Annotated in this window: 21 protein-coding genes; 15 read left to right on the top strand and 6 right to left on the bottom strand. The window is 70.4% G+C overall.

Annotation, left to right across the window (positions count from 1 at the left end; translation table 11 throughout):
- From mfd to RIV12_RS10615, 7 genes are all read left to right on the top strand, one after another.
- A partial coding sequence (gene mfd / locus RIV12_RS10645) for a transcription-repair coupling factor (RefSeq protein WP_309323733.1) occupies nucleotides 1-2,160 on the top strand: 2,160 nt, incomplete at its 5' end.
- 78 nt (nucleotides 2,161-2,238) lie between these two features.
- Entirely contained in the window at nucleotides 2,239-3,114 is an 876-nt protein-coding gene (locus RIV12_RS10640) for a hypothetical protein (RefSeq protein ID WP_309323731.1), read from the top strand.
- A 212-nt stretch (nucleotides 3,115-3,326) separates the two neighbouring features.
- Nucleotides 3,327-4,613, top strand: coding sequence for a phosphopyruvate hydratase (eno, locus tag RIV12_RS10635; protein WP_075418840.1), 1,287 nt, complete (start codon nucleotides 3,327-3,329; stop codon nucleotides 4,611-4,613).
- 301 nt (nucleotides 4,614-4,914) lie between these two features.
- Entirely contained in the window at nucleotides 4,915-5,607 is a 693-nt protein-coding gene (locus RIV12_RS10630) for an FtsB family cell division protein (RefSeq protein ID WP_309323729.1), read from the top strand.
- Complete coding sequence (locus tag RIV12_RS10625) at nucleotides 5,604-6,125, top strand: DUF501 domain-containing protein (protein WP_075418838.1); 522 nt, start codon at nucleotides 5,604-5,606, stop codon at nucleotides 6,123-6,125. The genes RIV12_RS10630 and RIV12_RS10625 overlap by 4 nt, the downstream gene beginning before the upstream one ends.
- Before the next feature lie 199 nt (nucleotides 6,126-6,324).
- Nucleotides 6,325-7,362, top strand: a complete 1,038-nt coding sequence (locus RIV12_RS10620) for a Ppx/GppA phosphatase family protein (protein ID WP_309323726.1) — start codon at nucleotides 6,325-6,327, stop codon at nucleotides 7,360-7,362.
- Nucleotides 7,359-8,249: a type I 3-dehydroquinate dehydratase gene (locus tag RIV12_RS10615; RefSeq protein WP_309323724.1), complete on the top strand. Its 891-nt coding sequence runs from the start codon at nucleotides 7,359-7,361 to the stop codon at nucleotides 8,247-8,249. The genes RIV12_RS10620 and RIV12_RS10615 overlap by 4 nt, the downstream gene beginning before the upstream one ends.
- Nucleotides 8,250-8,352: 103 nt before the next feature.
- On the opposite strand, the gene RIV12_RS10610 is transcribed toward RIV12_RS10615, so the two are convergent.
- On the bottom strand, nucleotides 8,353-9,570 hold the full coding sequence (locus RIV12_RS10610) for an alpha/beta fold hydrolase (protein ID WP_309323722.1): 1,218 nt from the start codon (nucleotides 9,568-9,570) through the stop codon (nucleotides 8,353-8,355).
- 94 nt (nucleotides 9,571-9,664) lie between these two features.
- Here RIV12_RS10610 and RIV12_RS10605 point away from each other — a divergent pair, with 94 nt between their 5' ends.
- Complete coding sequence (locus RIV12_RS10605; RefSeq protein ID WP_309323720.1) at nucleotides 9,665-10,297, top strand: TetR/AcrR family transcriptional regulator; 633 nt, start codon at nucleotides 9,665-9,667, stop codon at nucleotides 10,295-10,297.
- 85 nt (nucleotides 10,298-10,382) lie between these two features.
- Here the strand turns inward: RIV12_RS10605 and RIV12_RS10600 are convergent, their stop codons facing one another.
- Nucleotides 10,383-10,880, bottom strand: a complete 498-nt coding sequence (locus tag RIV12_RS10600; protein WP_309323718.1) for an NTP pyrophosphohydrolase — start codon at nucleotides 10,878-10,880, stop codon at nucleotides 10,383-10,385.
- 261 nt (nucleotides 10,881-11,141) lie between these two features.
- Here RIV12_RS10600 and RIV12_RS10595 point away from each other — a divergent pair, with 261 nt between their 5' ends.
- The 3 genes from RIV12_RS10595 (at nucleotide 11,142) to pth (ending at nucleotide 13,398) form a co-directional block, all read left to right on the top strand.
- Complete coding sequence (locus RIV12_RS10595) at nucleotides 11,142-11,729, top strand: hypothetical protein (protein WP_309323716.1); 588 nt, start codon at nucleotides 11,142-11,144, stop codon at nucleotides 11,727-11,729.
- 355 nt (nucleotides 11,730-12,084) lie between these two features.
- Nucleotides 12,085-12,696: a 50S ribosomal protein L25/general stress protein Ctc gene (locus RIV12_RS10590; RefSeq protein ID WP_309323735.1), complete on the top strand. Its 612-nt coding sequence runs from the start codon at nucleotides 12,085-12,087 to the stop codon at nucleotides 12,694-12,696.
- 99 nt (nucleotides 12,697-12,795) lie between these two features.
- Nucleotides 12,796-13,398 carry an aminoacyl-tRNA hydrolase gene (gene pth / locus RIV12_RS10585; RefSeq protein ID WP_075418832.1) on the top strand — a complete coding sequence of 201 codons (603 nt, stop codon included), beginning with the start codon at nucleotides 12,796-12,798 and terminating at the stop codon, nucleotides 13,396-13,398.
- Nucleotides 13,399-13,533: 135 nt separating this feature from the next.
- Here the strand turns inward: pth and RIV12_RS10580 are convergent, their stop codons facing one another.
- The 4 genes from RIV12_RS10580 to RIV12_RS10565 all read right to left on the bottom strand — a co-directional run bounded on the left by RIV12_RS10580 (nucleotide 13,534) and on the right by RIV12_RS10565 (nucleotide 18,227).
- Nucleotides 13,534-14,271, bottom strand: coding sequence for a response regulator (locus tag RIV12_RS10580; protein ID WP_309323714.1), 738 nt, complete (start codon nucleotides 14,269-14,271; stop codon nucleotides 13,534-13,536).
- The gene (locus tag RIV12_RS10575; protein WP_309323712.1) at nucleotides 14,253-16,274 is read right to left on the bottom strand and encodes a sensor histidine kinase; all 2,022 of its coding nucleotides are present in this window, start codon (nucleotides 16,272-16,274) and stop codon (nucleotides 14,253-14,255) included. The genes RIV12_RS10580 and RIV12_RS10575 overlap by 19 nt, the downstream gene beginning before the upstream one ends.
- Before the next feature lie 39 nt (nucleotides 16,275-16,313).
- Nucleotides 16,314-17,201, bottom strand: a complete 888-nt coding sequence (locus RIV12_RS10570; protein WP_309323709.1) for an ABC transporter permease — start codon at nucleotides 17,199-17,201, stop codon at nucleotides 16,314-16,316.
- A gap of 69 nt (nucleotides 17,202-17,270) precedes the next feature.
- Nucleotides 17,271-18,227: an ABC transporter ATP-binding protein gene (locus tag RIV12_RS10565; RefSeq protein ID WP_309323707.1), complete on the bottom strand. Its 957-nt coding sequence runs from the start codon at nucleotides 18,225-18,227 to the stop codon at nucleotides 17,271-17,273.
- A 439-nt stretch (nucleotides 18,228-18,666) separates the two neighbouring features.
- Between RIV12_RS10565 and RIV12_RS10560 the strand changes: the two genes are divergently transcribed.
- The 4 genes from RIV12_RS10560 (at nucleotide 18,667) to ilvD (ending at nucleotide 23,275) form a co-directional block, all read left to right on the top strand.
- Nucleotides 18,667-19,620: a Bax inhibitor-1/YccA family protein gene (locus RIV12_RS10560; protein WP_309323705.1), complete on the top strand. Its 954-nt coding sequence runs from the start codon at nucleotides 18,667-18,669 to the stop codon at nucleotides 19,618-19,620.
- A 263-nt stretch (nucleotides 19,621-19,883) separates the two neighbouring features.
- The gene (locus RIV12_RS10555; RefSeq protein ID WP_309323703.1) at nucleotides 19,884-20,291 is read left to right on the top strand and encodes an FKBP-type peptidyl-prolyl cis-trans isomerase; all 408 of its coding nucleotides are present in this window, start codon (nucleotides 19,884-19,886) and stop codon (nucleotides 20,289-20,291) included.
- Between the two features lie 347 nt (nucleotides 20,292-20,638).
- Complete coding sequence (locus tag RIV12_RS10550; protein ID WP_309323702.1) at nucleotides 20,639-21,151, top strand: YjdF family protein; 513 nt, start codon at nucleotides 20,639-20,641, stop codon at nucleotides 21,149-21,151.
- A gap of 237 nt (nucleotides 21,152-21,388) precedes the next feature.
- On the top strand, nucleotides 21,389-23,275 hold the full coding sequence (gene ilvD, locus RIV12_RS10545) for a dihydroxy-acid dehydratase (RefSeq protein WP_309323700.1): 1,887 nt from the start codon (nucleotides 21,389-21,391) through the stop codon (nucleotides 23,273-23,275).
- Nucleotides 23,276-23,298: the final 23 nt, after the last annotated feature.

Raw genomic sequence — 23,298 nt, 5'->3', positions numbered from 1 at the left:
CGCCGCGCCCGCCGCTCCGTGGACCCCCTGTCCCTGCACGCCGGGGACCTCGTGGTCCACGCCCAGCACGGGGTGGGGCGCTTCATCGAGCTGAGCCGGCGCACCGTGGGCGGGGCCCGCTCGTCGGCCACCCGCGAGTACCTCGTCATCGAGTACGCCCCCTCCAAGCGCGGCCAGCCCGGCGACCGTCTCCTGGTGCCCACCGACGCCCTGGACCAGGTCACCAAGTACGTCGGCGGCGACAGCCCCGCCCTGAGCAAGATGGGCGGCGCCGACTGGGCCAAGACCAAGTCCAAGGCCCGCAAGGCCGTGCGCGAGATCGCCGGAGAGCTCGTGCGCCTCTACGCCGCCCGCGCCGCCACCACCGGCCACGCCTTCAGCCCCGACACCCCCTGGCAGACCGAGCTGGAGGAGGCATTCCCCTACACCGAGACCCCCGACCAGCTCTCCACCATCGACGAGGTCAAGGCCGACATGGAGAAGGCCCAGCCGATGGACCGGCTCGTGTGCGGCGACGTCGGCTACGGCAAGACCGAGATCGCCGTACGTGCCGCCTTCAAGGCCGTCCAGGACGGCAAGCAGGTGGCGGTCCTGGTGCCCACGACCCTGCTGGTGAGCCAGCACGCCGAGACCTTCACCGAGCGCTACGCCGGTTTCCCGGTGACCGTGGGGGCCCTGTCCCGCTTCCAGGACGCCACCGAGTCCGCCAAGGTGCTCGAAGGCCTGGAGAAGGGGACGGTGGATGTCGTCGTCGGCACCCACCGCCTCATCACCGGCCAGGTGAAGTTCAAGGACCTGGGCCTGGTCATCATCGACGAGGAGCAGCGCTTCGGGGTGGAGCACAAGGAGACCCTCAAGGCGCTGCGCACCAACGTGGACGTCCTGTCCATGTCCGCCACCCCGATCCCGCGGACCCTGGAGATGGCGGTCACCGGCCTGCGCGAGATGTCCACCCTGGCGACGCCGCCCGAGGACCGCCACCCGATCCTCACCTACGTGGGCGCCTACGAGACCAAGCAGGTCTCCGCCGCGATCCGCCGCGAGCTCCTGCGCGAGGGGCAGGTGTTCTTCGTCCACAACCGGGTCGAGGACATCGACGCCACCGCCGCGCGCCTGGCCGAGCTGGTGCCCGAGGCGCGCGTGGCCACCGCCCACGGGCAGATGAACGAGCACCAGCTCGAGGCCGTCATCGACTCCTTCTGGCGCAAGGAGACCGACGTGCTCGTGTGCACCACGATCGTGGAGACCGGGCTGGACGTGTCCAACGCCAACACCCTCATCGTCGACCGCGCCGACCGCATGGGCCTGTCCCAGCTCCACCAGCTGCGCGGCCGCGTGGGGCGCGGCCGGGAACGGGCCTACGCCTACTTCCTCTACCCCTCGGACAAGCCGCTGACCGAGACGGCCCTGGAGCGCCTGCGCACCATTGCCACCAACACCGATCTGGGGGCCGGGATGCAGGTGGCCATGAAGGACCTGGAGATCCGCGGCTCGGGCAACCTGCTCGGTGGCGAGCAGTCCGGGCACATCGCCGGGGTCGGCTTCGACCTGTACGTGCGGATGGTCTCCGAGGCCGTGGCCGCCTACAAGAAGGCCCTGGCCCGCTCCGGGAAGGCCGGGGCCGACGCCGTCGGCTTCGAGGAGGGCGACGACGAGGACGTCGAGCTGCGCATCGAGCTGCCCGTGGACGCCACCGTCCCCGAGGACTACATCCCCCACGAGCGCCTGCGCCTGGAGGCGTACACGAAGTTCGCGGCGGCGCGCTCGGGCGAGCAGGTCGACGACGTCCTGGAGGAGCTGGCCGACCGCTACGGGCCCGTGCCCGAGGCGACCGTCCGCCTGGCGGCGCTGGCGCGGCTGCGGGCCCTGGCCGCCCAGCTGGGGGTGCGCGAGATCGTGGCTCAGGGCAAGTCGGTGCGCTTCGCCCCGGTGGACCTGCCCGAGTCGGCGCGCATGAAGGTCACCCGCCTTTACCCGGGAACCGTGCTGAAGCCCGCCACGCGCACCATCGTGGTGCCCGCGCCGGGCACCAACCGCATGGGCGGGGCGGCGCTGTCCGGCGAGGAGGTCGTGCGGTGGGCCGAGGTGCTCCTGCACGCCGTCGTCGAGGGCGATACCGCCTACGAGACCGAGGCCACCACCTACCGCAAGCGCCGCTGACGGCGGGTATCGGAGTGCCGGCTGCGTGCGTCGTCGCAGGCGGAACGGTAGGGTCAGGGGCAGAAATATCGTGACACCATGTCGCCCTCCGGCGTCGTCCCCCTCCAGGAGCAGACCGTGACCCGAAGCCTTGCCGCACGCACGCGCGTCCTCGCCGCCAGCGCTGCACTCCTCCTCGCCGTCGGGGCGCTCGCCGGCTGCTCCGACCACCCCGGTCAGGCGGCCGACATGCACTACACCGGCCTGGACGGGGCCAGGCACTCCGTCGTCGTCAGTGAGAAGGACATCGACGTCGTGGCCAAGGAGATGGCCTCCGCTCCCGCCCAGACGGGCCAGGAGCGTCTGGGTGCGAAGCGCTCCGAGATCGCCAGTTCCCTCATCGAGGCGCCCATCCTGTCTGAGGTCGCCCAGGCCCACGGCCTGACCATCACTGATGCGCAGATCGTGCAGCTGGCCAAGGAGCAGCTGGGCTTCGAGCCCCGCAAGGCGACAACGATCACCTACCTGCGGGCGAAGGTCATGGGCAGCCAGTTCGAGAAGCTCCACCAGCAGTCGCAGCAGGCTCAGCCCGTCTTCGCCGACCTGAGGAAGGTCTACGGCACGCTCGACGGCGACCTCTCCCCGCGCTACCCCACGGAGCGCCCGGTCTGGTGGACCCAGACCGATCCCAGCCTTGAGTCCGCCAACAGCCCCCTCGGAGGCGGCCTGCAGCAGGCGCCCCAGCAGCAGCCCCAGCAACAGCAGCAGGCACCCCAGCAAGGTGGCCAGCAGCCCCAGCAACAGGCCCCACAGCAGGGTGGCGGCCAGCAGCCCCAGCAGCAGGCACCCCAGCAGGGCGGTCAGCAGCCCGCCGACTCCGGCCAGACCGACGGACAGGGCGACACCGGTCAGGCCGACGGCGCAGCGGGCGAGAACGGCCAGGGCGCCGACCAGGCCGAGACCAACGGCCAGTAGGAGGTCCGTCAGGGCCACCAGGACGACGGCGGAACCGAGGGGTCGCCGTCGTCCAGTGTTTCTCGCCGGGCGTGAACACTGTGCATTCCTCAGGACCATGGCCCTCGTGGTGGGGATGTCGGCCCGCTAGGCTGATCCTGCATTCGGCAGTCGCGCGCGAGCGTGCCCGACGCCGACGACCTCATCACGATCCCCTCAGCAAGGAGCACCAAGTGGCCCTCATCGAGAACGTTCACGCCCGCGAGATCCTCGACTCCCGTGGCAACCCGACCCTTGAGGTCGAGATCCTCCTGGAGGACGGTGCCTCTGCTCGCGCCGCCGTCCCCTCGGGCGCCTCCACCGGTGCCTTCGAGGCCGTTGAGCTGCGCGACGGTGACAAGGACCGCTACGGCGCCAAGGGCGTGGAGAAGGCCGTCGACAACGTCAACGACGTCATCGCCCCCGAGATCATCGGTTTCGACGCCGCTGACCAGCGCGGCCTCGACCAGCTCATGATCGAGCTCGACGGCACCCCCAACAAGGGCAAGCTCGGCGCCAACGCCATCCTCGGCGTCTCCCTGGCCGCCGCCCAGGCCTCCGCCGAGTCCGCCGGCCTGGACCTGTTCCAGTACGTCGGCGGCCCCAACGCCCACGTCCTGCCCGTGCCCATGATGAACATCCTCAACGGCGGCTCCCACGCCGACTCCAACGTGGACATCCAGGAGTTCATGATCGCCCCCATCGGCGCCCCCACCTTCCGTGAGGCGCTGCGCATGGGGGCCGAGGTCTACCACGCCCTCAAGGCGGTCGTGAAGGAGCGCGGCCTGTCTACCGGCCTGGGTGACGAGGGTGGCTTCGCCCCCAACCTCGACTCCAACCGCGAGGCCCTCGAGCTCATCGTCGAGGCCATTGAGAAGGCCGGCTACAAGCCCGGCAAGGACGTGGCCCTGGCCATGGACGTCGCCTCCTCGGAGTTCTTCGACGAGAAGGCCAAGACCTACCAGTTCGAGGGCGAGGCCCGTGACAACGCCTTCATGGTCGACTACTACGAGAAGCTCGTGAAGGACTTCCCGATCGTCTCCATCGAGGACCCGCTCTCCGAGGACGAGTGGGACGACTGGAAGGCCCTGACCGACAAGATCGGCGACAAGGTCCAGCTCGTCGGCGACGACTTCTTCGTCACCAACCCCGAGCGCCTCGCCAAGGGCATCAAGCTCGGCGCCGCCAACGCCCTGCTGGTCAAGGTCAACCAGATCGGCTCCCTGACCGAGACCCTCGAGGCCGTCGAGATGGCCCACCGCGCCGGCTACAAGTCCATGACCTCCCACCGCTCCGGTGAGACCGAGGACGTCACCATCGCCGACCTGGCCGTGGCCACCAACTCCGGCCAGATCAAGACCGGCGCCCCCGCCCGCGGCGAGCGCGTCAACAAGTACAACCAGCTCCTGCGCATCGAGGAGGCCCTCGGCGACGCCGCGGTCTACGCCGGCGCCGGCGCCTTCCCCCGCTTCCAGGCCTGAGCCTGACGGCGACCTGCCGACGTCGAGCCGCTGACTGACGCGACGGCTCAGCCACGACTCGACGACGCACACCACCGCTTCGGGGCAGACGGGTTCTCCCGCCTGCCCCGAAGTGTCGTCTGCGTCCGTGTCGCCGCATTCGCGGCCACGCGGAAGCAGTCCAGTGCTCGCGGGCTGCTTCCCGGGGTGCAGTCCTCGAGGCCCGGTATGCGCCCACCAGGGGCGATTCATGACCGAACCGTGAGCAACGCGCCCGGTGGGGTGCGCTATCACGTGCGCCCCGGTGAGGCAGGATGCCGGTATGACTCCACGCCGCCCCTCCTCCAGCCAGTCCGGGACGCGTCGCGTTGCCGGCGGCGCCCGGCCCCGTCAGGTCCCGGCCGAGCGGGCGGTATCCGCGACCGGATCAGGTTCCGGCTCGTCCGACTCCCAGTCCCGGGGCCTGCCGACGACGGCGCCCGAGCGCGCCCTGCCGCCCAGGGTCGTCATCCTGGCGGTCGTGTGCCTGCTGGCCTTCGTCGTCATCTTCACCTCACTGCGCGCCTACCTGTCCCAGCAGGCCCAGTACGACGCCGTCGTCGACAGGATCAAGGCGGCCTCCGACACCTCCACCACCCTGGAGAACGAGCTGGCCCAGTGGAAGGACGACACCTACGTGCGGTCCCAGGTGCGTGAGCGCCTCGGCTACGTCATGCCCGGCGACACCAGCTACGTCGTCGTCGGCGCGGACTCCATGAAACAGACTGAGGCCGGCGGCGGGGCCACCGCATCCTCCCAGGACGCCCCCTGGTACCAGAAGCTCCGAGACTCCTCGCGGGCCGCCGGCCAGGCCGGCAACGCCGCACCGGCAGGATCGAACGGCAGCGCGGACGGCAAGACCCTCAACCCCACCCAGAAGGATCTGCCGACCGGAGAGCCCAACCAGGCGCCGTCGGATCCGCCCAAGACCACGCCGAAACCGGCCGCCACCCCGCAGACGAAGGAGACCCCGTGAGCCCCACCCCTGAGACGCAGGCGAAGGAGTCGGTGTCGTCGGCCGATCTCGAGGCCCTGGCCGACCAGCTGGGGCGGGTGCCGCGCGGAGTCGTCGCCATCGCGGCCCGCTGCGTGTGCGGGCGCCCCACCGTGGTGCGCACCGCCCCGCGCCTCGACGACGGCACCCCCTTCCCGACCAGCTACTACCTCACCCACCCGGCCGCCGTGAAGGGCTGCTCCACCCTGGAGGCAGAGCACCTCATGGAGACCTTCAACGCCGACCTGGCCGCCGACGCCGACCTGGCCGCCGCCTACGCCGCCGCCCACGCCGACTACCTGGCCCGTCGCGCCGAGCTCGGGCAGGTCGCCGAGATCGAGGGAGTCTCCGCCGGTGGCATGCCCACGCGCGTCAAGTGCCTCCACGCCCTGCTCGGGCACACCTTGGCCGCCGGGGCCGGCGTCAACCCCATCGGCGACCGCACGCTGGAGGCTCTGCGCGAGCGCGGACTGTGGGATCCTGAGCGCTGCTTCTGCTGAACAGCAGGGACGTCCTGGTCACAAGAGCCGCGATCGCCTGGGGCGCGATCGCGTGCCGGGGGCGGCTGCGGCCCCCTCGTGGCCGTGCCTGACGGCCCTGGGGGCGGCCCCTTAAGGTACGTCCAGGAGCCCTCAGGCACGACCGCACTTTCACCCGTCCTGCTCTCACCTTGCCGACCCAGCCCAGGAGGCCGCCGCCATGACCCGCGTCGCCGCAATCGACTGCGGCACCAACACCATCCGCCTCCTCATCGCCGAGGCCGACCGCGACCACTCCGGCCGCCCCCGCCTGGAGGTGCTGCGCCGCCGCAACGAGATCGTGCGCCTGGGCCAGGGCGTGGACCGCACCGGCCTGCTCGACCCCGAGGCCCTCGAACGCACCCTGGCCGCCGTGGCCTCCTACGCCGCCGACTGCACCGAGCTGGGCGTCGCCCCCGGGAGAGACGTGCGGCGCTTCGTGGCCACCTCCGCCACCCGTGACGCCCGCAACCGAGAGGACTTCGTGGCCGGGGTGAGCCGCCTGCTGGGCATCGAGCCCGAGGTCGTCAGCGGCCAGGAGGAGGCCCGCCTGTCCTTCACCGGCTCCCTGCTGGGCGCCCGCGGGGGAGAGGGCGCCGAGGCACCGGGCCAGGGACAGGGCGAGTGCGCGCCGGCGCCTCGACTCGTCGTCGATCTCGGGGGCGGCTCCACCGAGCTGGTCCTGGGCGTGGACGAGCCCAGCGCCGCCATCAGCCTGGACACCGGCAGCGTGCGCATCACCGAACGCTTCCTGGCAGGCGGCGTCACCCCCGAGTCCGAGGCCGCCGCCCGGGCGGAGGTGCGCGGCCTGCTCGACGAGGCCGAGCGGGTCGTCGACCTGTCCGCCCCCGGGCGGCTGGTCGGCCTGGCCGGCACCATCACCACCGTCACCGCCCACGCCCTGGACCTTCAGGCCTTCGACCCGCAGGCCCTGAACGGCGCCGATCTGAGCCCTGAGACGGTCCTGGCCTCCTGCGAGGCGATCATCCACTCCACGGCCGAGCAGCGCGCCTCCTGGGGATACCTGGCCCCCGGCCGCCGCGACGTCATCGCCGCCGGCGCCGTCGTATGGAGCGAGGTCGTCTCCCGCGTGGTGGAGCGGACCACCGCCGCCGGGCGGCCGCTGGAACGGGTCACCACCAGCCTCTACGACATCCTCGACGGCATCGCCCTGTCGCTCGTGCCCGAGCAGGCGCCGACCGAAGAGGCCCGGGCGTGAGCGCGACGTCGCTGACCTGGGGCGGGCGCCGCATCCCCGGCCCCGGTGGCCTGCCCGCGGTGGCCGTCTCCCTGACCGGGCCGACCGTCGCCCACGCGCGGGCCCAGGCCCGCAGCGCCATCGACGCCGGTGCCGACGTCCTCGAGCTGCGCGTCGACCTGCTTGAGGAGGTCGACGCCCTGGTCGCCTCCGCCAAGGCCACCGGTGCGCAGCCGCCCGCCTCCGATCCGCTGGACGCGGCCACCGCCGCGGCCCAGACCCTGGAGTGCCTGCGGGGTCTGGGTGATGCTGTCAACGCTGCCGACGGAGCCCCCCTGCTGCTCACCTGCCGCACCGCCGCCGAGGGGGGCCGGGCCCACCTGGACGACGCCGCCTACGGCGCCCTCCTGCGCTCCGTCCTCGACGGGCTCGCCGACTGGGCGCCCGAGTGTCGCCCGGCCGCCATCGACGTCGAGGTCCAGCGCGGCTGCCTGAGGCGGGTCTGCGAGCAGGCCCATGAGCTGGGGATCGACGTCGTCGCCTCCTTCCACGACTTCGAGGCCACCCCGCCCGATGAGGTGCTTGAGAAGGTACTGGCCCGCATGGCCGACGAGGGGGCCGACCTGGCCAAGATCGCCGTATGGCCCACCAGCGCCGCCGACGTCGCCCGCCTCCTGGGCGTGTGCGCGCGGGCCACGGCGGGCAGGGGAGAGGGCACCGGCCCGGGTGTGCCCGTGGCCGCCATGTCCATGGGGGCGCTCGGGGCGGTCAGCCGCGTGGCGCCGGCCTTCGGGTCGGCGCTGACCTTCGCCGTCGTCCCCGACGAGCAGGGAGAGGCCCGGGCCTCCGCCCCCGGCCAGATGCCGATCCAGGACGTGCGCCGCTGCCTGGAGCTCCTGCGGGCCTGAGCGATGTTCCGTGCCCGCGAGTTCGTAGGGTAGGTCGTGCGTTCGAGGGGTAAAGGGTACGACCGCGACCCCTACGGTACGAACGCGTGGAGCCGGCGGTGCCTCACAGACCCTCCTCCCAGGCCAGGATCGTGCGGGCCATGAGACCGGTGTTGCCGGTCTGGCAGTGGCTCGCCGCGCTCTCGGCCCTGGTGAAGGTGCGGGTGGTTACCGAGCGGGCGGCGGTGAGGCGCTCGGCCTGACGAATCATTTGGTGGTGCGGCACGAACTCGTCCTCGGCACCCTGCATGAGCAGGACGTCCCCGGCGATCCTGGGGGAGACGCCAGCTGTGGAGAAGGCGGCCGCAGCGCGCAGGAACTCAGCGGGCGAGTGCGTCCCCGTGACGTGCATGCCCTGCCACATGCCCCACCAGGTCACCGGGCTGCGGCGGGCCTGCTCGGTCAGTACCCGGTTGAGAACCTTCGTGGGAGTCCGGGTGATGAGCGGCTCGAGGTGTGCGAGAGACCGCCCGGCACCGCGCGCCAGAGCCGGCGGAAACGCCTGGGAGACGAGGACCTCCAGGAAGTCGTCGAGCACGTCGAAGGCGACGACGCGCCTGACTCGCGGCTCACCGGCGGCGGCGTGCATGACGAGCCCGCCTCCCAGCGACATGCCGACGAGCGTGGTCTCCTCGATGTCGAAGTGGTCCAGGACCGCTGAGACCGGCGCCGCCCAGTTGGTGCGCATGGTGAGCCTCTGTCCCGTCCTGAGTCCGGGCAACTTACCTGCCTCCAGATCGGCCTCCAGAGTGCCGCCCTGGCCAGGGCCCTCGAAGGCGATGACTCTCCGTCCGCGCTTCGCCACAGCGGCCAGGACAGGGAAGGTCTCCTCGATATAGGAGTCGAAGCCGCCGAGGACGACCCACGTACTTCGTGGAGGCTGTGCGGCGTCGGGGTCCGTCAGCTCATAGGCGGGCAGGAACCCGCCCTCGAAGGGGATGAGCTCGGGCTCCAGCGCGAAGCAGCGTCGCAGAGAGGAGACGAACCTCCGACGAGTCGGTGCCTTGAGCGGGTTACCGGGTTGCATGAAGAACTCCGCCCCGCGGGCGAAGAAGGCCGCCTCCAGATCGTGCTCCTGCTCCCGGACCCGATCGGCGAGGTCCAGGTAGGTCCGCACCCAGTCGGCGATCCGGGTGGTGCGCGGCACCACCGGCAGGAAGTCGGCGACCGCCCGCTCAGTGACGAGCCACCGGTTGGCCTGCAGGTTGAGGAAGCTGTTGCTGCTCAGGCGGCGGAAGCCGATAGCGGGTGCATCCAGGTCGAGTGCGTACGTGACGTCCATGAGGGCCCCTTGATCTATAAAAGCAAGAAAGTTGCGTTTAGGACTGTAGTGTGCGATCCGCCGTCGAGGCAACCCGCTGCTCTAGGCTGGCGACATGAAGCCGAGTAGCGGAGGTGAGGCGACGGAGGTGTGCGTCAAGAACGTGGTGCGCCCCCGTCCCGGCGGCCGTTCCGCACGCGTGCGTCGAGCACTGCTGGACGCCGTCGTCGAGCTGCTTGAAGAGGGTGGGGTCCAGGCGGTCACCATCGCCGAGGTCGCCGCGCGCTCCGGGGTCAACGCCTCCTCGATCTACCGTCGCTGGCGTGGCGTTGACGCTCTCATCCTCGACGCCGCCCAGGACCTCAGCCTGGGCGCCATCGATGTGGCCGACACCGGTTCCCTCGAGGGTGACCTGTGCGCCACAGCGGTGTCTGTGTCCGCCTTCCTGCGCACGGATCTCGGGATCGCCATGGCTCGCGCCCTCATCCACGTGCCCCCGGAGGTTCTAGAGCGCCTCTCCGACTGGCCGCAGTTCTGGGCCACCCGCCTCCGGCGCTTCGAGCCGGTCTTCGCTCGTGCCGCCGCCCGTGGAGAAGTGGCTGACGACGTCGACCACTCCGTCGTCGCCTCCATTGGTGAGATGATTGCTGCGCAGACTTACTTTCTCACTCTCTTCCGGCGCGAGGAGGTTGACGATGCCGCCGCTCGGCGCATTGTGCGCCGCGCACTCGCGGCCGCAGGACTGTAGGTTCGGGCGTTTGCGCGGAAGACCGCCGACTCGTGGGGGAGTGTGATTGAGCTGTCAGTAACGAGGATGAGGGGCTCGGTGGGAGCTAGATGTCGAGCCTGCGCAGGAGCCCGGCCGGTGGAAGGGCCCCGTCCTCGATGTAGGCGCGGAAGACGGGTGCAGCCTGCTCACCTGTGAAGACCTCCTCGGGGTGCAGACGCAGGGAGAAGGGCTCTGGACCCCCGTTGTCCCAGGTGATCGTGGTCCACGTTCCGGGGGCGGCGACGGGCTCACGGGCCACGGCGTAGTGCTCGTAGGAGTCGTCCTCGTGGGTCACGCGGATCTCAACGCTCATGGCTGCCGAGGAGCCGCCGCACTGGATGAAGGTGGCTCGCGCCGGGGAGGACTCCGGGACGTCGTCCATATGCGTCATTCCGTCGGGCAGTGCCCACACCACGACGGCGAAGTGCCTCTTGCCGTCCAGGTAGTTGGGTGAGGTGAGCTTACGGGCTACCTCATCGGCAATGAGCTGCGGGGTCTGGGGCTGCAGGAAGACGTCGATGGGGCCGTTCCTGCCGACGATGTACTCGGCGAAGTACCTCATGGTCTGCTTTCTGGTAGTCGATGAAGGGGGGCCACCAATAGTGCGAGGCGGCGCTGGTGGGTTCGTGGCCGTTGTCCTCCGGATGATCTCAGTTCCGCGCTCCGTGCGTGCTCCCGTGACCGGGGCATGGGGACAAGTGCCCGCCGCCGACCGCCGTGATCACGGGCCCTCGTCGCACCGCGTGAGTAGGCTTCGCTGCACCCGCGGCGCCTTGTGACAGGTCGGATCGCGGGCGGAACCGGGAATGAAGGAGGGGCGAGCATGGCCGACTACGGGCGGCGCGGCGTCGTCGGCATGAGTCTTGTCGGCGGGGCGGCGCTGGTGCTGGGCGGTTGTGCCTCAGCGCAGGAGGACCGGTCGCGGTCGGGTTCGACGCCGACGTCGGATGGCCGTTTCGCGAGCTTCACCGAGTACGTCCCCGACAAGCTGGAGATCCGGACCGATCTGGGACGCCTCGACAGGCGCATGCCGGGCATCACCATCTCCTCGGCCCACTGGGTGGCGCAGTACTGGCAGGAGGAACGCGAACTCCTGCCCGCGCCGGACCGCCCGATATGGATACACGGGGTGCTGGCACTCGAGCCTGCCAGCACCCGGGCGCTCGCCGAGGCCTCGACCGGAAAGGCCGATCCGCTCCCGGGCATCTACCCGGACCTTCGCCAGTACGTCCCCGTGGGCAAGGTCTTCACCACGGTCCCGAAGGAGAAGGCCGATGAGATCCTCGATGTCAAGCACATGATGCGAGACGATCCGAACGCCCATGGATCAGACGGTGTCGGGGTGGATCAGGCGGCGGTCTGCGCCGACGCCAACCTCCTGATCCTCATGGCCAACGAGCACATATTCTGAACCTCCGGCCGATGCATCCGCGCGTTCGTAGGGTAGGGCGCGCGTTCGTACCTTTAACCCTCGACCGCGCGACCTAAGGTACGAACGCGCGAGCCGGTCCGGTCTGACAAGGGCTCAGCGTGCGTACCAGCTCCGCGACGGGCCCCAGGTGGGGCGCCTCACCGGCTGCGCGGCTGTTCGCCCGGCCTGCCCATGCCGTAGTCTTGCCCACGTTGCCCCGGCGAGGGACGCGCCAGCAAGGCGCGCATCCGTGATCGACGTGGTGGTACCTGGCGGTACTGCGCGTCGTCGCGCCCAGCCGGACCACCATCAGCCGCGGGGCACCGGGCCCCGCCTCATCCGCAAGGAGAGCCACATGGCCAACAACGCCATCACCCTCAAGGCCCAGGACCGCACCGACTTCGGCAAGGGCTCCGCCCGTCAGGCCCGCCGCGCCGGCCAGGTCCCCGTCGTCGTCTACGGCCACGGCACCGAGCCCCGCCACCTCCTGCTCGAGGAGCACGCCACCCGCCTGGCCCTGCGCAGCAACGACAACGCCCTGGTCGAGCTGGACATCGCCGGCGGCGAGACCCTTCTGGCCCTGGCCAAGGACGTGCAGCGCCACCCCATCCGCCTCGGCGTGCAGCACGTCGACTTCCTCCTGGTGAACCGCAACGAGCGCGTCGACGTCGAGGTCCCGGTCACCGTCATCGGTGAGGCCGCCCCCGGCACCATGCACATGATCGAGGCTGTCACCGTCATGGTCTCCGCCCCGGCCGTCTCCGTGCCCGAGGCCATCGAGGTCGACATCACCGACGTCGCCGCCGGCACCGTCCTGACCATCGCCGACATCACCCTGCCCAAGGGCGTCGAGGCCGTCTCCGACGCCGAGACCGCCGTGGTCAACGTGGCCAACGAGCACGCCGTCGCCTCCGAGGTCCCCGAGGTCGTCCCCGCCGAGGGTGACGCCGAGTCCGAGGCCGAGTGAATCGCGCGTGACTGACATGTCCCGCCATGACGACGCGCCGGCAGGCGCCTCCCGCACCACCCGTGCCGCCCGCGCCGGGCTCACCCCGGGGCAGAGTGCATGAGTGAGGCCTGGCTCGTCGTCGGGCTGGGGAACCCCGGGACCCGGTACGCCCGCAACCGCCACAACGTCGGCTACATGGTGCTCGACGTCCTGGCCGAGCGCACCGGGTCCCGGTTCTCCCAGCACAAGAAGGCTCGCGCCCGCGTGGCCGAGGGGCGACTGGGCATGATGCCCGGCGGAGCCCCCGGCCCCCGTGTCATCCTGGCCGAGCCCTCGGTGCTCATGAACCTCTCCGGCGGCCCCGTGGCCGGGCTCGTTTCCTACTACGGCATCGACCCTGCCAGCCGCCTGCTCGTCATCCACGACGAACTCGACCTGCCTGCCCACGAGCTGCGCCTCAAGCGCGGCGGCGGCGAGGGTGGTCACAACGGCCTGCGCTCCATCAGCAAGTCCGTGTCCACCAAGGACTACGCGCGCCTGCGCGTGGGCATCGGCCGCCCGCCGGGCCGCCAGGACCCCTCCGACTTCGTCCTGTCCGACTTCCCCGGCCGCGAGCGCGCCGACCTCGGCGTCACCCTGGAACAGGCCGCCGACGCCGTCGAGCAGGTCGTCACCCTCGGCTTCGACGACGCCCAGCAGCGCCTCCACGCCCCCCGCTGACGTGCGGACGCCTCATCGGGCCGCGTGGGACAGATGCTCTTGGCAACCATCCGCGCTGTTCGTTCCTCACTGCGCTCCCGCCAGGCCCGTCCACTCCGTCGAGCACCTGTCCCACCCGATCCCGGTGGACGGTCATCAGGCCATGAGGCCGGTCTCGTAGGCGACGACGACGGCCTGGACCCGGTCGCGCACGTCGAGCTTGGCGAGCACATTGCCCACGTGGGTCTTGACGGTGGTGGCTGAGACGACGAGGTGCGCGGCGATCTCCGCGTTCGACATGCCCTGACTCATGAGCACGAGGATCTCCTTCTCGCGTGGGGTCAGCGAGTCGATCCGCGGGTCCGATGAGGGCTGTGCCGGCGCGTTCGAGCTCGGCAGCGAGGCGGCGAACATCTCCAGCATCCGTTGGGTGATGCGCGGTGAGACGACTGCTTCCCCGGAGGCCACGGTGCGGATCGCCTCGGCGAGCTCGGTGGGCCGGGTGTCCTTGAGCAGGAAGCCGGAGGCCCCGGCGCGCAGCCCGGCGAAGGCGTACTCGTCCAGGTCGAAGGTGGTCAGGATGAGCACGCGCGTGCCCGGGCAGTCCCGGGCGATGAGCTCGGTGGCCTCGATGCCGTTCATGCCCGGCATGCGCACGTCCATGAGGATGACGTCGGGGTGCAGGGCCTTGGCCTGGGCCAGGGCGGAGGTCCCGTCGGAGGCCTCGCCGACGACGGTGATGTCCTCCTCGGCCTCCAGCACCATGCGGAAGCCCATGCGCATGAGCGCCTGGTCGTCGGCGAGCACGACGCTGATCGGCCCCCTGACCTCGCCGGGGCGCTCCGACTCGTCGGGCTGGAGGGGCTCGCCACTGCTCATAGGGGCGTCTGCCATGAGAAAGTCCCTTCGTCATGCTCGTCCCAGCGCAGGACTGCACGGACTCGCCAACCCGTGGGGGTCGGGCCGGCCTGTACGGTCCCACCATAGACCGATGCGCGTTCCCGCATGCCGATCAGACCCTTGCCGGATCCGTGCATCGGACGTGTGCCGGGGGCTGCCTCGTTGTCCACGGTGAGGACCACGGTGCCGATGTGCCGTTCGACGTCGACGCTGACGGACGGCGTCGTCGGGGCGTAGCGCAGCACGTTGGTCAGCGCCTCCTGAGCGATGCGGAACACGGTGAGCTGGAGGGCCTTGTCCTCCGGCAGTGCCGCCCCCACCCACCGGTAGCTGACGGGCACCCCCGCAGCCACGAAGCGCTTGACCAGCTCGGTGATGTCGGCCTGCTCCGGGGAAGGAGCCAGGGGCAGGTCGCCCTGGGACTGGTCGCCCGCGCCATCGGTGGCCTGCTGGCGCAGACTGGCGATGGGGGCACTGGGCTCGACCGGCGTCACTGTCCCCAGGGGTGCGAACTCGGGCACCGGCAGGTCTCGGACCTCGTGCTGGTGGGCCGACGACGGTGAGCTCTCAGGGGGTGCTGGGGGCTCCGGGGACTGCGAGGCTCCCGCCGTCCTGCCTTTCAGGTTCCAGTGGGGGAGGTGGGTGGAGGAGGACTGGTCGGGGAGCGGTGCCGCGTCCTGCGCGCCGGATGAGGAGGCGGAGCCCGACGAGTCCTCCGAGGTGGGGGAGTGCCCCGCGGCGACTGAGGGGTCCTCCCGCAGGACCCCCACGAGGCGGCGGGTGTCGGCCAGGGCACTGCGTCCGGCCTCGGCCAGGGTCTCCATGGCCTGCTTGGCCGTGGCCGGATTGCGCTCCACGGTGGCGGCGGCGCCGTCGGCCATGGTGATCATGACGGCCAGGGAGTGGGCGACGACGTCGTGCATCTCCCGGGCGATGCGACTGCGCTCCTCGGCGGCCGCCAGCAGCGCCGCCTGCTCGCTCGCCAGGGCCATCCGGGCCGAGCGGAGCTCTATGGCCTTGAGTCGCAGGCGGGCGGAGCGGGTATTGAAACCGATCACGATGCCGATCAGGATGAGGAGAACCAGCAAGGCGATGTTGCGCAGGAGCTCCCCAACCGACAGACCAGGAGTTGTCAGGCTGAGGTCCAGCATGAGAACCACCAGGGAGATGCCCCCCGCGGTCCATGCGGCGGCCGGCCTGCGGTGCGAGGCGATGGCGCCCAGGGCGAAGGGGAGTGATATCAACCCCATGCCGCTGACACCGATGGCCGCGTACAGCAGCTGCTCCATCGTGAGATGGAAGGCCCGCTGGATTGCGAACTGATAGACCTCCGGGACCAGGAGTATGGCGGCCCAGCTCCACAGAGGGGCGCGTCGGCGAAGTGCCAGCGCGATCCCCAACAGTGCGATCGCGATCAACGCCAAAGGCAGGATGGGATGGGCCTTTACCAGGCTGCTTGGCCGCAGAAGAAACGTGACACCCGCGAAGAAGGCGTATGTAACGACGCCGGCAGCGATGGAGATGTCGATGATCGTCGGATGGCGGTAGTACCACTGCCTGATCGCGCGCAGCAGGCCCCGTGACTCGGTCTGGAGCTCCAGGTCGTCCTCGTCGGGCATGGTGGTGGCGGCACGGCCGGGCTGGGGGCTGGGCAGCTGGCTGGACATAGGGCTCAGTGTGTCATTCCAGGGGGTCGTGATCGACGTCGACTTGTGCGGCTGAGAGGCCCGCCCCCGAAGATGGGGACTCTTCCTGCCATCGTCGGAGGCGGGGATCGTCGGATCGGGGAAGGGCGTCGTCGGTAGGGAACGGATGAGGGTCCGCAGGAGAACAGGGTTGGTCAGAACCGCGTGCAGCCCTGCGCCCGCCCGGCTCTCGGCGGCCGATGCGGCTGCACTGCCGGGGGAGTCAGCGGCGGAGGAGCCAGACGGGGTGCCGGTGCCGTCTCGAGGTGAGGAGGGGCCGGAGGCCGGGTGGGAGGGAGTGGAGGCTGACATGGGGCATCACCTCCGGCTGACGGCTGAGGCCCGCCGGGCTCAGGCGTCGCGCCGGGAGAAGACGAACCAGGCCACGATGAGCGGGATGAGCGCCCAGGCGGCGAAGACCGCGATGGCCTGGCCGTGGGTGAGGAACTGGGCGCCCTGCCCACCCCACTCGGTGATGCGCTGGAACGGGTCGGAGACGGCTTCGGAGACGGTGCTGGGCAGGCAGCCGATGATCTTGTAGATCCATTCCCACTTGCCGGCCGCGAGCTGGAGGGGAGTGGTGATGATGAACAGGAGGGAGACGATCACGGTGATGGTGCCGGCGGTGGAGCGCAGCAGGAAGCCGATGCCCAGGGCCATCAGGGCGATGGCGGCGAAGACCAGGCCCGAGCCCCAGATGTGGCCGGCGTACTGCGAGTCGGTGAGGGAACCGGCGTGCTCTCCGATGAAGGGCTTGGAGATCGCCCAGGACAGGAACACGGACACCGAGCCCAGCAGGAAGGCGACAACGCTGAGGACCACGGCCTTGGACAGCAGGAGCCGGCCGCGCCTGGGGACGGCGGCCAGGGAGGATCGGATCTGACCGGAGGAGTACTCCCCGGTGATGATGAGGGCCCCCAGGACCGCGACCACGACCTGCCCGAATGTCAGACCGGAGGTGATCATGTCCTTGGCCATGTCCTGGTACTGCTCCGACCGTCCGAAGGCGGCGGTGAGGCCGGCGCCGAACAGGACGGTCAGGGTGATGGTGATGAAGGAGGTGATCCAGGTCGAGCGCAGGGACCAGAACTTGATCCACTCCGCACGTAAGGAGTGCAGGATGGTCTGGCGGCCCCGGATGCGTGGGCCGGCTGGGCGAGGGGCGGTCCCGACGGCGGTGCGCGCCGGGGCTTGGGCTGTGGGGGCGGCTGAGGCATGTGCTGGGATGTGGGTACTCATGGCTGGGCCTTCCGGAGTGAGACGGATGGAGCTGCTGATGGCGGGCGCGGTGCGCCGAGGAGGCGCACCTCAGCCCCGGGCGGAGCCCTGAGGAACGGCCTGCTGCATCTGGGCCTGGGACGCGGGGTCGGTGCGGTACTCCACGGAGTCGCTGGTCAGGCTCATGTAGGCCTCTTCGAGGCTGGCGCGGATGGTGGTGAGCTCGTGCAGGACGATGCCGCCCTGGGCGGCCAGCTCACCGATGGTCGCGGCGGTGGTTGCGGTGGTCTCCAGGACGTTGGGGGCCACGGGCCGGGCGGCCAGGTTGCGGGAGGCCATCAGCTCGGCGAGCTGTGTGGCCTGAGGGGAGGCCACGCGCACCCGGTCGGTGGTGGCCGAGGCGATGACGTCCTCGACCGGGCCGGCCGTCAGGATCCGGCCGCGGCCGATGACCAGGAGATGGTCCGCGGTCTGCGCCATCTCACTCATGAGATGGGAGGAGATGAACACGGTGCGGCCCTCGCCGGCCAGACGGCGGCAGGTCTCACGCACCCACTTGACGCCCTCGGGGTCCAGGCCGTTGACGGGCTCGTCGAACAGGAGCACGCCGGGGTCGCCCAGCAGGGCTGCTGCCATGCCCAGGCGCTGTCCCATGCCCAGGGAGAAGCCCTTGACGCGCTTCTTGGCCACCGAGGTCAGGCCGGTGATCTCCAGGACCTCGTCGACCCGCTTGGCGGAGATGCCGTTGGAGGTGGCCAGCTGGCGCAGGTGACTGCGGGCGCTGCGTGAGCCGTGCAGGCCCTTGGCGTCCAGCAGGGCTCCGACCTCGCACAGGGGGGCCGACAGCTGCCGGTAGGGGCGCCCGTTGATAGTGACCTTGCCGCTGGTGGGCTTGTCCAGGCCCATGATCATGCGCATCGTGGTGGACTTGCCCGCCCCGTTGGGGCCCAGGAAGCCGGTGACGGTGCCGGGCTCGACGGTGAAGGAGATGTTGTCCACCGCCGTCTTACTGCCGTAGCGCTTGGTGAGATTGACTGCCTCGATCATGATGTTCTCTCTTCGACGTGGGCCTCTGACGAGGGGGATGGGTGGGTGGTTCGCCGTGGTTTTTCGGGGGTTTCTCCTAAGGAGCAACCGGATGGCTTCAGCCTAGGAGCGCGCCGTCGTGGGCGAATCGGCCGAGGTGACGAACTCCGGGCCGGCTGGGGCGGGGCCGACAGGGGGAGGAGGGTCCTCCTGGAGGATGAGAACCGATCGGTCGAGGGGAGACGTGGGAGGTGGCCGAGGAGGCGACGGCGCTCGTCACATGAGTGGGGAGCTCTCCCCTGAGGACTACGTTGTGAGGGAAATGGGTTCCCCTGACCGTGCTGGGGATGCGCATAATGTGCGCAGTTTCCGGTGCCGGCCCTCGACGGCCGGACCGCACTGCGAGCGGCGGCCTCTCCGGGCCGACGGTCCCAGCCCCCTCAGAGAGGATGAGAGGAACATGTCCAACCCCTTCTTCGACCGAAGCGCCGCCTTCCAGACCGGCGGCCAGGCACCTGGGAGCGCCCCGGCTCAGACGCCCAACGGCTACCCCACGATGCCCGGCTACCAGGCCGGCCAGTACGGCCAGCAGGCGGCCGGCTACGGCCAGTACGGGCAGTACGGTCAGACCGCCAACCAGTACGGCCAGGTGAGTCCCGAGCAGATGGCCGGCCTGGAGGCCCAGTACCAGGCGCCGTCGGCCACCAACGCGGTCATGCGCCGCATGACCTACGACGACGTCATCATCCGCACCGCCGGTATGTTCGCCGTCATCCTGGCCATGGGCGCCCTGTCCTGGAACCTGGCGACCAGCACCGATGAGGCGGTCGCCGGGCTGAGCTTCCTGGCGATGTTCGGCGGCCTTGTCGGCAGCTTCATCCTCGGCCTGGTCAACACCTACAAGCGGGAGCCCTCCCCGGCCCTCATCCTGGTCTACGCGGCCTTCGAGGGACTGCTGCTGGGCAGCATCTCCGGCTTCATGGAGGCCCGCTACGAGGGCATCGTCGTCCAGGCCGTGCTCGCAACACTGGCCACCTTCGGCGTCATGCTCGTGGCCTACTCCTTTGGTGGCTTCCGGGTCCAGGGCAGGTTGCGCAAGGTGGTGGTCGTGGCCACCTTCGGCTACATGATCTTCAGCCTCATCAACGTCGTCCTCCAGATGACTGGCGCGACCACTGGCGCCTGGGGCCTGCGCTCCCTGACCATCATGGGGATCCCACTGGGCATTCCGCTGGGAATCCTCGGGGTCATTCTTGCCGCCCACTTCCTGGCCATGGACTTCGAGTTCATTGAGAACGGGGTCCGCAACGGGCTGCCCCGACGCTACGCCTGGGCGGGGGCCTTCGGCCTGGTCGTCACCCTCGTGTGGCTCTACGTGGAGTTCCTGCGCCTGCTGAGCTACTTCCGCGACTGAGCTCACGGCGCGGGGCCGGGACCGGTTCGTCCGATCCGGCCTCACGCCACTACCTCGGCTGGGGCCGGGACGCAGGTGATGCGTCCCGGCCCCAGCCGTGTACGTGGCGGCATTGGGCCTCTTCCGGTCCCAGACGCTGCCAGGCATGTCCGGCGCTGCCCCGAACGCCTGAGCGCCCGGGACTGCGTGACCCGCTCGCCGGGTTCGCGCTGGGCCGAGGCCCGCTGCGGCGTCGAACCGGGGCCCTCGCGTAGGCTCACCGCATGATCAACACCAACATGCCCTCCGTCGAGGGCGCCAAGGGCACGAAGCCCACGCTCACCTTCCCCGGGCCCGAGGCCCCCGAGGGGCTGCAGGTCCAGGTGCTCGACGCCGGCGACGGCAAGGTGGTCGAGGCCGGCGACACGATCGTGGCCAACTACCTGGGCCAGATCTGGGGTGGCGACGTCTTCGACAACTCCTACGACCGCGGCCAGCCGCTGAACTTCCAGGTCGGTGTCGGCATGGTCATCCGCGGCTGGGACGACGGCCTCGTGGGCCAGCGCGTGGGCTCGCGCCTCCTGCTGTCCATCCCCTCCGAGCTCGGCTACGGCGACCGCGGCGTCCCGCAGGCCGGCATCCGCGGCGGCGACACCCTCGTCTTCGTCACGGAGATCCTCGGCGTCATCTGAGCCGAGCTCTCCGGCACTGTCCGCGCGTTCGTACGGTAGGCGCCAGACGTACCTCAGGGGTGCGTCCCGGAGCCCTACGGTACGAACGCGCGTCTGCGTACGGCGCCCCGGGGTTGCGATCACTGCGCTAGCCTGGGGGCGGCGCGCTCGCGCCACACCCGGTAGCACGAACTGCACGGTCCGGAGGAAGTCCGGATGACGCCGTCGGGCCACAGGCCCTGCATCCGCCCCGAACTCGTCGTGGGCAAGCGACAACCAGGCGTTCGTCACCTCGGGGACACCGTTCATCGGTCGCCACGGGGACTCCTGCTGCGCCGGGTGCGATCACTCGCACCCGAAGGAGTCCCATGTCGAACATGTCCGCCTCTGACAGCCGGTCCACCGTCCTCGCCTGCATCTCAGCCCAGTTCACCCTCTACTTCGACGGCCGCTTCTGGGTCGGCGTCCTCGAGCACCATGAACTCCGCCATAGCGGCGACGCGATCAGTCGTGCCATCACGGTGCGGGCGGCACGGCACGTCTTCGGGGCTGAGCCCAGCGACGTCGAGCTCTACGACTTCCTTCTGACTCACGGCGGGGCCCTCATCGACCGGGCTGCGGCTTCTCCTCCGGTACCGGCGTCCAGGCCGGTGGGCTTGTCGTCGACTCCCCGCCCCAACCCCAAGCGCGCCGCCCGGCAGGCCGCCAAGGAGGCAGCTCGGGCGCGCCCATCCACCGCTGCGCAGGCGGCCTTGGCCGCTGCCCGAGAGGAGACCGCGACCCGTACCTCCCGTGACCGGAGTCGTCGTCGTCGCCAGAAGGCGGACGAGGAGTGGGCCCGTCGTCGGGAGCGGGCCAAGCGTCGCCACCGCGGCCGATGACGCAAGCCCGCTGTTCCGCAAATCGCGGCGGTGAGGGCGGCCCCTTGGGGCGCAGGACGGAGGCCCGTGACCGCGCCGGGTCGGCCTTAGCGTGTCTCAGGGACAGGAAGCGGCGCGGCGCCCGGAGCCAACGAGGGCTACGCTATGGCAACACGGCGTCGTGAAGCGCTGGCCATCCCCCTGAGGCCGGCTCCTTGCGACGCCGTTCCAGTCCGTCTGCCCCAGAAGGAATCGCTCATGCCGCAGTACCGCAGTGCCACCTCCACCCACGGCCGCAACATGGCGGGCGCCCGTGCACTGTGGCGCGCCACCGGCGTCAAGGACTCCGACTTCGGCAAACCGATCATCGCCATCGCGAACTCCTTCACCCAGTTCGTCCCCGGGCACGTGGGCCTGCGCGACGTCGGGCGCCTCGTGGCCACCGAGATCGAGGCCGCCGGCGGCCTGGCCAAGGAGTTCAACACCATCGCCGTCGACGACGGCATCGCCATGGGCCACGACGGCATGCTCTACTCGCTGCCCAGCCGCGACCTCATCGCCGACTCCGTGGAGTACATGGTCAGCGCCCACTGCGCCGACGCCCTCGTGTGCATCTCCAACTGCGACAAGATCACCCCGGGCATGCTCATGGCCGCCATGCGCCTCAACATCCCGGCCATCTTCATCTCCGGCGGCCCCATGGAGTCGGGCAAGATGACCGCCGCCGACGGCACCACCCGCAAGCTCGACCTCATCGACGCCATGATGGACGCCGCCGACCCCACCGTGGCCGACGAGACCATCAGCGCCATCGAGCGCCTGGCCTGCCCCACCTGCGGCTCCTGCTCGGGCATGTTCACCGCCAACTCCATGAACTGCCTCACCGAGGCCCTCGGCCTGGCCCTGCCCATGAACGGCACCCTGCTGGCCACCCACGCCGACCGTGGCGAACTCTTCAAGCGCGTCGGCCACCAGATCGTCGAGATCACCCGGGCCTACTACGAGCACGACGACGCCTCCGTCCTGCCGCGTTCCATCGCCACCAAGGCGGCCTTCGAGAACGCCATGAGCCTGGACATCGCTATGGGCGGCTCCACCAACACCGTCCTGCATCTGCTGGCCGCCGCCCAGGAGGCCGAGGTTGACTTCACCATGGCCGACATCGACCGCCTCTCGCGCAAGGTCCCCCACCTGGCCAAGGTCGCGCCCTCGACGAACCTCTACCACATCGAGGACGTCCACCGCGCCGGCGGCATCATCGGCATCCTCGGCGAGCTCGACCGCGGCGGCCTGCTGGAGACCACCACCTCCAACGTCCTGGGCACCACCCTGGGTGAGGAGCTCGCCGCCTACGACATCGCCCGCCCCGGCCCCGACGGCGTTCCCGGCTCCCAGGTCAGCGAGGAGATCCGCACCGGCTACCTCGCCGCCCCCGCCGGCGTGCGCACCACCGAGATGTTCTCCCAGGCCTCCCGCTGGGAGTCCCTCGACACCGACCGCGCCGCCGGCTGCATCCGCGACATCGAGCACGCCTACTCCGCCGACGGCGGCCTGGCCGTCCTCTTCGGCAACATTGCCGAGAAGGGCTGCATCGTCAAGACCGCCGGCGTGGACGAGTCGATCCTGACCTTCTCCGGGCCCGCCGTCGTCTTCGAGTCCCAGGAGGACGCCGTCGCCGGGATCCTCGGCAAGCAGGTGACCTCCGGCGACGTCGTCATCATCAGCCACGAGGGACCGCGCGGCGGCCCCGGCATGCAGGAGATGCTCTACCCGACCACCTACATCAAGTCCATGCACCTGGGCAAGGAGTGCGCCCTGCTCACCGACGGGCGCTTCTCCGGGGGCACCTCCGGGCTGAGCATCGGCCACGTCTCCCCGGAGGCGGCAGCCGGGGGGCTCATCGGCCTGGTGCGCAGCGGCGACGTCATCGACATCGACATCCCGGGCCGCTCCATCTCCGTGCGCCTGAGCGAGGAGGAGATCGAGCGCCGCCGCGCCGAGGAGGAGGCCCGCGGTGAGGCCGCCTGGACCCCGCACGTGGACCGCCCCCGTAAGGTCTCCGCAGCGCTGCGCGCCTACGCCATGCTCGCCACCAGCGCCGACCTGGGCGCCGTGCGCGACCTCAAGCGCCTCGGGATCAAGTAGCTCAAAGGGGGCGGTGGTGACCG

The sequence above is a fragment of the Actinomyces stomatis genome (assembly GCF_031292835.1).
GTDB classification, from domain to species: Bacteria; Actinomycetota; Actinomycetes; order Actinomycetales; family Actinomycetaceae; genus Actinomyces; species Actinomyces stomatis.
Note: the sequence above shows the minus strand (reverse complement) of the source record. Positions and strands in the feature narration are given on the sequence as shown.